General features: G+C 53.8%; 9 protein-coding genes, 1 tRNA gene and 1 rRNA gene (1 of these 11 cut by a window edge). 10 read left to right on the top strand and 1 reads right to left on the bottom strand.

Annotation, left to right across the window (positions count from 1 at the left end; translation table 11 throughout):
* Together rrf and R1T41_RS02000 are read left to right on the top strand one after the other, a co-directional pair.
* Positions 1-111 (top strand): 5S ribosomal RNA (gene rrf / locus R1T41_RS02005) (it extends 4 nt beyond the left edge of the window).
* A gap of 108 nt (positions 112-219) precedes the next feature.
* Positions 220-296 (top strand) — tRNA-Met (locus tag R1T41_RS02000).
* Between the two features lie 181 nt (positions 297-477).
* Here the strand turns inward: R1T41_RS02000 and R1T41_RS01995 are convergent.
* The gene (locus R1T41_RS01995; RefSeq protein WP_062953457.1) at positions 478-1,257 is read right to left on the bottom strand and encodes an IclR family transcriptional regulator; all 780 of its coding nucleotides are present in this window, start codon (positions 1,255-1,257) and stop codon (positions 478-480) included.
* Positions 1,258-1,435: 178 nt separating this feature from the next.
* Between R1T41_RS01995 and R1T41_RS01990 the strand changes: the two genes are divergently transcribed.
* The 8 genes from R1T41_RS01990 (at position 1,436) to R1T41_RS01955 (ending at position 12,218) form a co-directional block, all read left to right on the top strand.
* A complete protein-coding gene (locus tag R1T41_RS01990) occupies positions 1,436-2,953 on the top strand; it encodes an ABC transporter substrate-binding protein (RefSeq protein WP_097053516.1) in 1,518 nt (505 codons plus the stop codon).
* A gap of 25 nt (positions 2,954-2,978) precedes the next feature.
* Positions 2,979-3,896, top strand: a complete 918-nt coding sequence (locus tag R1T41_RS01985) for an ABC transporter permease (protein ID WP_317339599.1) — start codon at positions 2,979-2,981, stop codon at positions 3,894-3,896.
* 1 nt (position 3,897) lies between these two features.
* Positions 3,898-4,821, top strand: coding sequence for an ABC transporter permease (locus tag R1T41_RS01980; protein WP_317339597.1), 924 nt, complete (start codon positions 3,898-3,900; stop codon positions 4,819-4,821).
* Between the two features lie 10 nt (positions 4,822-4,831).
* Positions 4,832-5,827: an ABC transporter ATP-binding protein gene (locus R1T41_RS01975; protein WP_317339596.1), complete on the top strand. Its 996-nt coding sequence runs from the start codon at positions 4,832-4,834 to the stop codon at positions 5,825-5,827.
* Positions 5,827-6,792: an oligopeptide/dipeptide ABC transporter ATP-binding protein gene (locus R1T41_RS01970; protein ID WP_317339594.1), complete on the top strand. Its 966-nt coding sequence runs from the start codon at positions 5,827-5,829 to the stop codon at positions 6,790-6,792. Before R1T41_RS01975 ends, R1T41_RS01970 begins: the two co-directional genes overlap by 1 nt.
* Positions 6,789-8,375: a gamma-glutamyltransferase gene (locus R1T41_RS01965; protein ID WP_317339593.1), complete on the top strand. Its 1,587-nt coding sequence runs from the start codon at positions 6,789-6,791 to the stop codon at positions 8,373-8,375. The genes R1T41_RS01970 and R1T41_RS01965 overlap by 4 nt, the downstream gene beginning before the upstream one ends.
* 66 nt (positions 8,376-8,441) lie before the next feature.
* Positions 8,442-9,824 carry a M20 family metallopeptidase gene (locus R1T41_RS01960; protein ID WP_317339592.1) on the top strand — a complete coding sequence of 461 codons (1,383 nt, stop codon included), beginning with the start codon at positions 8,442-8,444 and terminating at the stop codon, positions 9,822-9,824.
* A 228-nt stretch (positions 9,825-10,052) separates the two neighbouring features.
* A complete protein-coding gene (locus tag R1T41_RS01955; protein WP_317339590.1) occupies positions 10,053-12,218 on the top strand; it encodes a TonB-dependent receptor in 2,166 nt (721 codons plus the stop codon).
* Positions 12,219-12,245: the final 27 nt, after the last annotated feature.

Below are 12,245 nucleotides of genomic sequence, written 5' to 3'. Positions count from 1 at the left end.
GTGGCCATAGCGGCCGGGAACCACCTGATCCCATCCCGAACTCAGAAGTGAAACCTGCCTGCGCCGATGGTACTTTGTCTTAAGGCACGGGAGAGTAGGTCACCGCCGGGCCTTCTAAACACAGCACAAAATATTCCCTAACCACACAAAACATCCAACGCCGCCTCACATCATGATGCGGCGTTATCTATTTAACCCACCGGTTATAATACACCCTGACGCGGGGTGGAGCAGCCCGGTAGCTCGTCAGGCTCATAACCTGAAGGTCGTAGGTTCAAATCCTGCCCCCGCAACCAACTTTAAAAAAGCTCGCCCTCGTGGCGGGCTTTTTTAATGTTCGTTTGCCGGGGGCTTATGGATTGGAACCCGCAACAGGCCAATGCCTGTTTGAAAGGTTATTTGCGGAGCTGGCGAAGCCCCAAGGGCGGAGACTGATCCTGCCCACGTAACCACTTCTGCTATAAATGTCGGCGCCGTTTATCTTGATGGCACAATAGATTGGGCAGCTTCAACAACAAGCGGGGCAATTTCTGCTTCTGCACGTTCGATGGTCCAGCGGATCGATGGCAGAGAACAGTGGATGGCGCCAACCGGTATTCCGTCAATGCTGCAGATCGGGGCGGCAACGTTGACTTCATCGGGTAAAACCTGCCCCTGTGTGGTGCAATATCCCTTTTCGCGTGCCATCAGGATATTGTCGAGTATGGCGCCACGATCCATCGTTGTTCGCTGGGTGTATTGCCGGGTTGGCCAATTGCTGACCGCGTCACGGATGGCCTGATCGGACTGGCGGCTCAGGATGACGCGCCCGGAAGATGCGACAAGTGCAGGCACCCGTCTGCCAATCGCCGAAGCCCCGAAATTGGTGCGGTGGTTGGGCATGCGCACGACATAAATAATGTCGGTTCCGATTGGCTCGGCCATGTTGATGGTTTGGGATGTCTGGCGGCTCAGGTCGATCAGGCGCGGCATTGCCAACTGTGCCAGATAGTCGGCCCACAGATAGCTGTATGCCATCTCCAGATATTTGACGGCCGGCCGAAACCGGCGGGTTTCAGGATTTTTTTCCAGATAGCCAAGCTCGTATAGTGTGTTGGCATATCGTTGTGCCGCACTCTTTTCAAGACCGGTAACCTTTACAAGGTCGGCAAGGCCAAGTTCGGTTTTGTCTTCTGAAAAAGCTTCGAGTATCCGCATGCCCTTTTCAAGGGATGTGACAAAAAGGGTGTCCTGCTGCCGGGCTTTGGCATCCGTCATGGTCGCATTTCCTCGTTTTTTTAATGGCAAACGTGCTGGTTGACATGCTGCTTCCAGTTGCCTTATCGTAGTTATATACAGTACGCTGTATTACAATATAATACAAGGTGTTTTAAATACATCTAATGTGTCTTGCCGCAAATATTGCGAAGCAGGGCATTCATATCAGGAGGCTATAATGAAACAGATCCTTAAGGGGGCTGGAATCTTTGCCCTCGCCATGGCCGCTGCTGGAACAGCTGCTGCCAACAAAGCTGACGATACCCTCAATGTCGCGTTCTCCAAAGAACTTGAAAATGTCGACAGTTATTTCAACTCGGCGCGTGAAGGCGTCATCCTGCAACGTTCCATCTGGGACGGGCTGGTTTACCGCGATCCTTATACCGGCGAGTATCAGGGTAATCTGGCGACGGACTGGAAATGGGTTGATGACAAAACCCTTGAATTCAATCTTCGCCAGGGCGTTACCTTCCACAACGGCGAACCTTTTGATGCTGACGATGTGGTCGCGACCGTGAACTGGGTTGCGGATGAAAAGAACGGGGTTAAAACCCAGCGCAACGTCAACTGGATGAAAAGTGCCGAGAAGATTGACCAGTTCAAGGTCCGCATTCATCTGAAAGCGCCATTCCCGGCGGCGATTGAATATCTTGCCGGACCGGTATCGATTTACCCCAATGAATATTATGCCGAAGCCGGTCCGACCGGCATGGGACTTAATCCGGTAGGGACCGGTCCTTACAAAGTTGTTTCGGTCGAGCCGGGCAAGCATTTCGTGCTGGAGAAGTACGAAAATTATCACAAGGACAGCCCGAAGGGGCAGGCCAATATCGGTCGTCTCGATATCCGCACCATTCCCGATTTCAACACCCAGGCAGCCGAACTGTTCAGTGGCGGCCTGGACTGGATCTGGCAGGTGCCGCCAGATCAGGCTGAAAGCCTTGGCGCGATGGGTGAATTCACGGTTGCCAACGAAAGCACCATGCGCATCGGTTATCTGCAATTTGATGCCGCGGGACGCAGTGGTGAAGATAATCCGTTCACCAACAAGCTTATCCGTCAGGCAATTTCGCATGCCATTGACCGCGATGCCATCGTTGCATCAATGCTCAAGGGAAAATCACGCGTCGTCAATTCGGCGTGCTTCCCGTCGCAGTTTGGTTGTGCACAGGACGTTGCCGTCTATGACTATGACCCTGAAAAAGCCAAACAGCTTCTTGCCGAAGCCGGTTATCCGGATGGACTTGAAATTGACTTCTATGCCTATCGTGATCGCGAATATGCCGAAGCCATGCTCGGTTATCTCGAAGCGGTCGGCATCAAAAGCAATTTCAAGCTTCTGCAATATTCGGCACTGCGTGAACTGAGCATGAAGGGCGAGGTCCCGATGTCGTTCCAGACATGGGGATCCTATTCGATCAATGATGCGTCGGCGATCGTCAGCCAGTATTTCAAGCTTGGCAGTCTTGATAGCGCGCAAGACGAGCAGGTCAAGGAATGGCTGGATGTTGCCGACAGTTCCGTCGATCCCGACGAGCGCAAGGAATACTACGCCAAAGCCCTGAAGCGTATTGCCGAAGAAGCCTATTGGTTGCCGTTGTTCTCCTATAACTCGAACTACGTGTTCACCAAGGATCTGGAATATGCACCGACCACGGATGCTATTCCGCGCTTCTTCCAGATGAGCTGGAAATAATCCTCCGGATCAGGGGTTCAGAACGGTGTTGGTATATACGTTAAAAAGGCTTGGCCTGGCCTTGCTGGTGACGCTTGCCGTCTCCATGCTTAGCTTCGCGCTTCTCTATCTTTCGGGGGATCCTGCGGCGGCTATTGCGGGTGAAACGGCAAATGCCGAGGATATCGAAGCTGTAAGAATATATTACGGCTTTGATCGACCATGGGTCGTTCAGTATGGCGAATGGATGTTCAATGCGATCAGGGGGGATTTCGGCACAAGCTATTACTTCAAGCTGCCGGTATCACAATTGGTTGCCGAACGCCTGTCCGTCACGATGTTGCTTGGCGTCTGCGGAATCTCCTTTGCGCTTCTGACGGCTGTGCCTTTGGGTGTTGCCGCCGCCGTTCGCCCCAACAGCATTATTGACCGGATTGCCCTGTTCCTTTCGGTCATGGGGCAGGCCATGCCCAGTTTCTGGTTTGGCCTAGTCCTGATTGTCCTGTTCAGTATCAAGCTTCGCCTTCTGCCGCCTTCCGGTTCGGACAGCTGGCAGAATTTTGTGATGCCGACCATTGTTCTGGGCTATTACGCGATGCCGGCCATCATGCGCCTGACCCGGGCCGGGATGTTTGACGTGCTCGGTGCGGATTATGTCCGCACTGCACGCGCCAAGGGTGCGGGTGAATTCAGAGTCATGTTCAAGCATGCCCTTCGCAATGCCATCATTCCGGTTGTCAGTCTGGCCGCCGTGCAGATGGGCTTCATGCTGGGCGGATCGATTGTCGTTGAATTGATCTTTGCCCTGCATGGCGCGGGCTATCTGGCATGGGAATCCATTGGTCGTAATGATCTGCCAACCGTGCAGGCCCTGATTCTGGTGTTTTCGATGTTCTATATCGTCTTTACCTTCCTGTCGGATTTGTTGAATGCGTGGCTTGACCCGCGCATGAGGGTGGGCTGACATGACCAACACGACCGAAACCATCAACACAGTGACGCCCAAGGTTGAAGCTGAAGTCCTGAGCGGGCCGACACCACGACAGATTTTGCTGACCAAAATCCTTGGTCACAAGGGGCTGATGTTTGGGGCCATCGTGCTTCTGACCATTTTCCTGATGGCGCTTTTTGCACCACTTCTGGCGCCTTATGATCCGTATCAGCAGGATTTGATGCATCGAATGATCCCACCCGTCTGGGACGCCAAAGGCAGCTGGGAGAACATCCTTGGTACCGACCATCTGGGGCGGGATTATCTTTCACGGTTGCTTTATGGCGCACGCATTTCATTGGCTATCGGGGCGATTGCGGCCCTGATTTCCGGCATCATCGGCACCAGCATGGGGGTTGCCGCCGGTTATTTCGGTGGCCGTGTCGATGCCTGTGTCACCTTTCTGATCAATGTGCGTCTTGCGATGCCCGTGGTTCTGGTGGCGCTGGCGGTGGTGGCGCTGTTTGGCGGATCACTTCAGGTGGTGATCACGGTTCTTGGCCTTTTGCTTTGGGATCGGTTCGCGGTCGTGATGCGATCTGCCACGCTGCAATTGCGATCGATGGAATATGTTACGGCAGCCAAGGCCATCGGCTGTTCGACCAAGCGCATCCTGTTTAGCGAAATCATGCCCAATATCGCCAACAGCCTGATCGTGATTGTGACGCTTGAAATGGCGCATGCCATTTTGCTTGAGGCCGCCCTATCGTTTCTGGGCCTTGGGGTGCAGCCGCCAACACCGTCCTGGGGCTTGATGGTATCGGAGGGCAAACAGATGCTTCTGTTCCAGCCATGGATGATTGCCATCCCGGGTGTCGCGCTTTTCATCCTTGTTCTGGCGATCAATCTGCTGGGCGATGGTCTTCGCGACGTTTCCGCACCTGAAAACCGCAACTAGGGGCATCAGCATGGAAAACATTCTTTCTGTTCGCGGCCTGACGGTCGATATCCCGCTGGCGGCCGGAACGCTGCATGCCGTGCGCGGCATTGATTTCGATGTGAAGCGGGGGGAAACCCTGTGTGTGGTGGGCGAGTCCGGTAGTGGCAAATCCCTGACATCGCTTGCGATCATGGGGCTTCTGCCCAAGCAGGCGCAACGTTCAGCGCGGATTCTGGATTTTGAAGGTGTCGATTTGCAAACCGCGTCCAATCGGGATATGCGCAAACTGCGCGGCAACCGGATTTCGATGATCTTTCAGGAGCCGATGACTTCGCTTAATCCGGCATACACGATTGGCGATCAACTGACGGAAGCCCTTTTGCTTCATCGCAAGGTCCCCAAGCCGGTCGCACGTGATCGTGCCATCGAACTTCTGGAAAAGGTCGGGATCACGGCGGCGGCAAACCGCATGAAACAATATCCCCATCAGCTTTCCGGTGGTTTGCGTCAACGTGTGATGATTGCCATGGCCCTGATGGGCGAGCCGGATCTGATCATTGCGGATGAACCGACAACCGCCCTTGATGTCACCATTCAGGCCCAGATATTGCGTCTGCTTAAGGATCTTCAGCGTGAATTGAACATGGCGATGATCCTGATTACCCACGATCTGGGCGTGGTGGCCCGCGTCGCGGACAAGGTTGCCATCATGTATGCCGGTGAAATGGTCGAAGCCGGGAGTGCCGCCGAAGTCTTTACCGCGCCAAAGCACCCCTATACCCGCGGGTTGCTTAATTGCATTCCGGTGCCGGGCAAAACCGCGGTTGGTGAACATCTGGGCTCGATCCCCGGTATTGTGCCGTCTCTTATCGGTGATGTGGCTGGTTGTGCTTTCCGAAGCCGCTGTGACGAGGCAACCGCGCAATGTGCGTCCGATATACCGGCCCGGATTTCACCCGCCGGGCATCTTTATCGCTGTGTTCACGATTATGACATGAACCAGCCAAAATCGGGGGAAGCATAATGTCCGTTCCGGTTCTTGAACTTGAGAATGTTTCCAAGATTTTTTCGATCAAGCAGGGCATCTTTGGCAAACGCAAGGATCTTCGCGCGGTTGATGAATTGACGCTGAAACTGCAAAAGGGAGAAGTCCTTGGCCTTGTCGGGGAATCCGGCTGTGGCAAAAGTACCCTTGCGCGTATTTTGCTGGGACTGGAAACGCCAACACAGGGCCGGGTTCTGGTCGATGGCGAAGATATCACCACCCATGACAGATCCTATCTGGCGCGCCGTATCCAGCCGATTTTCCAGGATCCCTATTCATCGCTTAACCCGCGCAAGACCATCGGCGATATCATCTCGTTGCCGTTAAGGGTGCACAAGGTCGGCGATCCGCGTGACTGGGACAAACAGACCGCCGATATTCTTGATGTTGTCGGTTTGCCCAAACGGGTTTTGCGCAGTTATCCGAGCCAGCTTTCAGGTGGGCAACGTCAGCGTGTGGCGATTGCGCGTGCCCTGATCATGCGTCCTGAAATCGTGATCTGCGATGAACCGACTTCGGCCCTTGATGTGTCGGTACAGTCGCAAATCCTTAATCTGCTGTCGGATTTGCGCAATGAATTCGGGCTGACCTATCTGTTCATCAGCCATAACCTTGCGGTGGTCGAACATCTCGCGACAAGGGTGGCGGTCATGTATCTGGGCCGTATTGTCGAGGAAGCAGATGCATCTTCGCTGTTTGCTGGTCCGGATCATCCTTATACCAATGCGTTGCTGGAATCCGTTCTGACACCGGACCCGACCCTTGGCGTGCCCGATACGCAATTGGGGGCTGTGTTTCCCAATCCGATCAACCCGCCCAGTGGATGTCATTTCCATCCGCGCTGCCCGCGCGCGATTGATATCTGTTCGACCAAGGCACCGGTGGCGACCCTGCATCAGGGCAAGCGGGTTGAATGTCATCTGGTCGAAGGGGCGGTTCAATGATCCGCGACAATTTTTCCAACATGCAGTCGGTCCGTAAAAACGTCGTCACCGTCGAAAATGGTGGGGTGGTGGCAGCCCAGCATAAGCACGGGGCACAGGTCGGGGCTGACATTCTTGCCGCCGGTGGCGATGCCATTGATGCCGCGATTGCAACATCCTTTGCCATGGGGGTTGTCGAACCCTGGATGAGTGGCCCGGCCGGTGGCGGTGCCATGATGATCTATCGCGCCGATGAAGACCGGACCTATTGCATTACCTTCGGGATGCGTTCACCCGCCGGGCTTGATGTTGCGGATTATCCGTTATCGGGCGAGGGCGTTGCAGGCGATCTGTTCCCATGGGCGCGTGTTGTCGGGGATCGTAACCAGATTGGCGCAACCGCGATTGCGGTACCCGGCACCGTCGCCGGTATGGGGCTTGCCTTTGACCGGTTTGGCACGATGCCGTGGCGTGATCTTGTGTCGCCTGCGGCAAAGCTTGCGTCGGGTGGGTTATCCGTTGACTGGTATGCTGCCCTTATCATTGCGTCTAGTACCCGCGAACTTGCCAAAAACCCGACCGCAGCAGAGACCTTTCTGGAAGACGGGCATTGGCCGACTATTGCCGGATGGACGGCCCTTTCGGACAAGCGGATCAATCTTGACCGGATGGCGGCCACCCTGCAACGCATCGCCGATAAAGGTGCACGTGAATTTTACGAAGGTGATCTTGCGGCGGAAATCGTTGCCGATGTCAGGGACGCCGGGGGATGTTTGTCCCTTGATGACATGAAATCCTATCAGGCTATTTTGTCTGATCCGCTGGCGACATCCTATCGCGGGGGGATGGTCTATACGCCGCCTGCGATGACGGCGGGTGAAAACCTTGCGGAATGTCTGGAAATCCTGTCGCATCAGGATTTTGAGGGGACGTCACCGGGGGCGGATGCCTATGGGGCTTATGTCGATGCGCTTAAGACGACCTATAAACGCCGGCTGCGCGATATGGGGGACGTTGATGACAGTCGCGCCCCCGCCTGCACCACGCATTTCAGCGTAACGGATCGACATGGCAACATGGTGGCTGTGACACAGACATTGCTGTCCATTTTCGGATCCAAGGTCGTGCTGCCCGGAAGCGGGCTTTTGATGAATAACGGGATCCTGTGGTTCGACCCAGAACCGGGACGGCCAAACTCGTTAGCACCCGACAAACGATGCCTGATGAATGTCTGCCCGGCAATCGGGCAGCACAAGGACCGGCGTTTTGCCATCGGGGCATCCGGCGGGCGCAAGATTTTGCCAGCCATTCTGCAACTGACATCCTGCCTGATGGATTTCGATATGACCCTAGAAGATGCCTTTCATCAGGCGCGGGTCGATTTTAGCGGCGGCGATACGGTGATCATCGATCAAAGCCTTTCGCCCGATATCGTTGCGGCCCTTGGGGAACGCCATCGTTGCGTGACCACGCGCAGGACCGCTTTCCCCTATGCCTTTGCCTGCCCGGCCGGGGTTCTTCGTCAGGGGAATATCAATCAGGGCATGACCGAAATCATGTCGCCCTGGGGCGATGCGGTGGCGGAACACCGGGATGGTTCGTGAAACACAAAATGCTCCGTCGTTCCTTTGGGAATTTGATGGCTTATCGGAAAAAACAAGGATCAATCAATGTCAACGCGTGCTGATGCTATCGAAAATGTAACCCGGTATTTTGAAGATGGGCAGTTTATCGACGAACTGCGTCGAATGGTCGAACAGAAAACCGAAAGCCAGAAGCCCGATAATCTCGAAGCGCTTTATGGGTATCTTACCGATGTGATTGTTCCGATGGTGCGCGATATGGGGTTTGAAACCCGCATCATCGATAATCCCAAGCCCGGTTTCGGACCGTTCCTGTTTGCCGAACGCCGTGAAGGTAACGATTTGCCGACCGTCCTGACATATGGGCATGGCGATGTGATCCTCGCACAGGAAGGCGAATGGCGCGAGGGCCTTGAACCGTTCAAGCTGGTGATCGAAGGTGATCGGGTTTACGGGCGCGGTACGGCGGATAACAAAGTGCAGCATTGCATTAATCTGGCGGCCCTGCGGTCGGTCATTCAGACACGTGGCGCCTTGGGTTTTAACTGCAAGGTCATCATTGAGATGGGCGAAGAGGCAGGATCGCCCGGCCTTGCCGAACTGTTTACCAATTATCGAGATCTTTTTGCCGCCGATGTCCTGATTGCATCGGACGGTCCGCGCCTGAGTGCAGAACGCCCGACCATGTTCATGGGGTCACGCGGGGCGATCAATTTTGCGCTGTCGCTTAAATATCGCGAAGGCGGGCATCATTCCGGGAACTGGGGCGGTTTGCTGAAAGACCCGATGATTGTTCTTTCGCATGCGATTGCATCCATCGTTGATCGTCGCGGACAAATACAGGTACCGGAATGGCGGCCCGATAGCCTGAATGAAGAAGTCCGTGAGGCCCTCAAGGATTGTGCAATCACCCAACCTGAAACCGGGCCTGCGATCAACCCTGACTGGGGCGAGGAAAGCCTGTCACTGGCGGAAAAGGTTTATGGCTGGAACAGCTTTGCTGTACTTGCGGCAAAGGCCGGTAACCCGGAAAAACCGGTCAATGCGATCGCGCCAGAAGCCATTGCGCATTGCCAGTTGCGTTATGTGGTCGGAACGGATGCGGATGGCATTCTGCCGGCTTTGCGCCGCCACCTTGATAAGCATGGCTTTACGGATGTTGAAATCATTCCCTCGGCAAAGGGGTTTTTCCGGGCAACCCGGCTTGACCCATCCCATCCGTGGGTCACGCGTGTACGCGATTCAATCATCAAGACCACCGGAACCAAACCGGCAATCCTGCCCAATCTTGGCGGGTCGCTGCCTAATGATACATTTGCCTATATCCTTGATCTGCCAACCGTCTGGGTGCCGCATTCCTATGCGTCATGCTCTCAGCATGCGCCCAACGAACATATCCTGCAAAGCCTCAGCCGACAGGCCCTGCAAATGATGGCCGGTGTGTTCTGGGATATCGGCGACACGGCTTGAGCGCGGCTGCAGGGAATTGCCTGTGGTTTAATGAGGGAGCAGAAACCTCCCGTCGGCTCCTGAATGATGAAAGCCGGAATAGCAGAAATGCTGTTCCGGCTTTCTTATGCCGATGTGATTTTAAGGGGTAAAATTAAAAATGAGAAAGATTATCATTATGATTTGCAATGATCGGAGGGGTTGTGTACTTTTCGGCGGTTTCTAAATTTTATTGCAGAGGGGGCTCTTGTGATTAAACCCGGTTTAACTTCACTTTTTGCCATCAGTTGTTCTTTTTTGTTTGTGCAGCAGGCTTTTGCCCAGACACAAACCGAGCAACAAAAAGTCGAAAGTGAAGAGTCGATTGAAGAGCAACAATCGGCAGATGAAATAACGACCGCACCGCTTGTCATTTCTTCCAGTCGAACCAATTCCGATGTGAAATCATCACCACAGAAGATCACGGTCATCACCAAAGAGGAAATTGAACAGCAGCTTGCAATCACGACGGATTCTTCCAAAGCGCTTGCCAATTTGCTTCCTGCCTACACGCCTGCACGCGAGAAACTGACCGGAAGTGGTGAAACCTTTCGCGGTCGCACGCCACTTTTCATGATTGACGGTGTACCGCAATCCAACCCGCTTCGTCCGACAGGGCGGTCAGCACACACCATTGATCTGGCGATGGTCGAGCGAATTGAGGTCATTCATGGTGCCAATGCCATCCATGGTCTGGGAGCCACAGGTGGTATCATCAACTATGTGACCAAGCGTCCGGAAGCCGGTAGCTTCAATCAGCATATGAATGTTCAGACGACATTGCCGACGACTGGAATCAGTAACGAAACGGATAACTACAAGCTTGGTTATGGTTTCAATGGCGGCTTTGAAGATTTTGATTACCTTGTTTCCACCACTATTGAAGATCAGGGGCTGTATCTTGATGCGAATGGCGATCCGGTCGGGGTGGATAACACGCAGGGCGATCTTATGGATTCCCGCACCTACGATTTCCTGAGCAAAGGAACCTACTGGATCGATGATGACCAGTCGATTGGCGCGGAATTCAACTATTTCCGTTCAGAAGGCAAACAGAACTATGTCAGCGTGACGGGGGATCGCGACAACGGTATTCCGACAACTTCGGAAAAAGGTACGCCGGTTGGCAAGGCACCGAGAAACCAAGTCTATACGACTAGCCTGGATTACGAGAATAAGGACTTTCTGGATATGGACTTGAAGGTCCAGGCTTATTATCAGGATTTTGAGGGGCGTTTTGGTGCGACGATTTCTGATTCGTTCCAAGATACTTCCATTGCGCCGGACGGTACCTTGTATGATCAGTCCCAGGCAGATTCGACCAAAGTGGGCAGCAAGGTGACTTTGGTTAAAGATGGCCTGCTTGATGATCGCCTGAAATTGACAACAGGCTTTGATGTTCTGAGCGATACCACTGACCAGAAACTGGTTCTGACGGATCGTAGCTGGGTCCCTGAAACAACCTATTTCAATTATGCGCCGTTCCTGCAAGCTGAGTTCGAGGCTTTGGAGGGGCTTAAGTTTCATACCGGCGTGCGTTATGAAGTTGCAGAACTTGATGTTCCCACCTTCCAGACGGTTGCGGACGCCAATAGCGTAACAGTGGATGGCGGGACACCGTCATTCGAGGAAACGCTTGTCAACTTTGGGATCACATATAGCCCGGTGGAGACTGTTTCGCTGTTCGGGAACTATTCCGAAGGGTTTGGGATGCCCGATGTTGGCCGTGTTCTGCGTGGCATTAATGATCCGGGGCAGGATGTCGATTCATTCCTGAATCTGGAGCCGATTGTAACCGACAACATCGAAGTTGGCGTTCGTTACGATGACACGGTCTGGGATGCAGAATTCAGTGTTTATGAGTCAAACGCCGATCTTGGATCGCGACTTCAACAGGTGGGAGACGATTTCTTTGTCGAGCGGCAGAAAACCAGAATTCGGGGGCTGGAAGCTTCTGTTGGCTATTGGCTGAACAAGGAGAATAAAGTCGGTGTCGGTTATGCCTATAGCCAGGGTAAGTATGACAGTGATGAGAATGGAACGTTGGATGCCGAACTGGACGGTCTGAATGTGGCACCGAACCGCCTGATTGCAACATGGGGCAGCACGTGGAGTGATAATTTCTCGACGTTCCTGCAAGTGCAGCACAACTTTTCCAAAAACTTCGACGATCCGGAAAAAGAGTTCTCCGGCTATACGATTACTGACCTTGCAGCCACCTACAAACTGCCCACGGGCAAGGTCAATATGGCTATAGAAAACCTCTTTAACGAAGACTACATCACCTATTATTCGCAGAGTGCACTGGTAAATGACGACCGTTATTTCAAAGGGCGCGGGCGCACTGTGACAGTCGGTTATTCTGTGGATTTCTAGGCTGTCTGGTCGAAATAAATGCATTTG

The organism is Thalassospira lucentensis, from assembly GCF_032921865.1.
Lineage (GTDB): Bacteria > Pseudomonadota > Alphaproteobacteria > Rhodospirillales > Thalassospiraceae > Thalassospira > Thalassospira lucentensis_A.
The sequence above is the reverse complement of the archived record's forward strand: the minus strand, read 5'-3'. Positions and strand labels throughout refer to the sequence as shown.

Bases quoted from the DNA above. Each gene is read 5' to 3' on its own strand.
- R1T41_RS01995 (WP_062953457.1), bottom strand. From the start codon at position 1,257: ATGACGGATGCCAAAGCCCGGCAGCAGGACACCCTTTTTGTCACATCC.
- R1T41_RS01975 (WP_317339596.1), top strand. From the start codon at position 4,832: ATGGAAAACATTCTTTCTGTTCGCGGCCTGACGGTCGATATCCCGCTG.
- R1T41_RS01990 (WP_097053516.1), top strand. From the start codon at position 1,436: ATGAAACAGATCCTTAAGGGGGCTGGAATCTTTGCCCTCGCCATGGCC.
- R1T41_RS01980 (WP_317339597.1), top strand. From the start codon at position 3,898: ATGACCAACACGACCGAAACCATCAACACAGTGACGCCCAAGGTTGAA.
- R1T41_RS01965 (WP_317339593.1), top strand. From the start codon at position 6,789: ATGATCCGCGACAATTTTTCCAACATGCAGTCGGTCCGTAAAAACGTC.
- R1T41_RS01960 (WP_317339592.1), top strand. From the start codon at position 8,442: ATGTCAACGCGTGCTGATGCTATCGAAAATGTAACCCGGTATTTTGAA.
- R1T41_RS01970 (WP_317339594.1), top strand. From the start codon at position 5,827: ATGTCCGTTCCGGTTCTTGAACTTGAGAATGTTTCCAAGATTTTTTCG.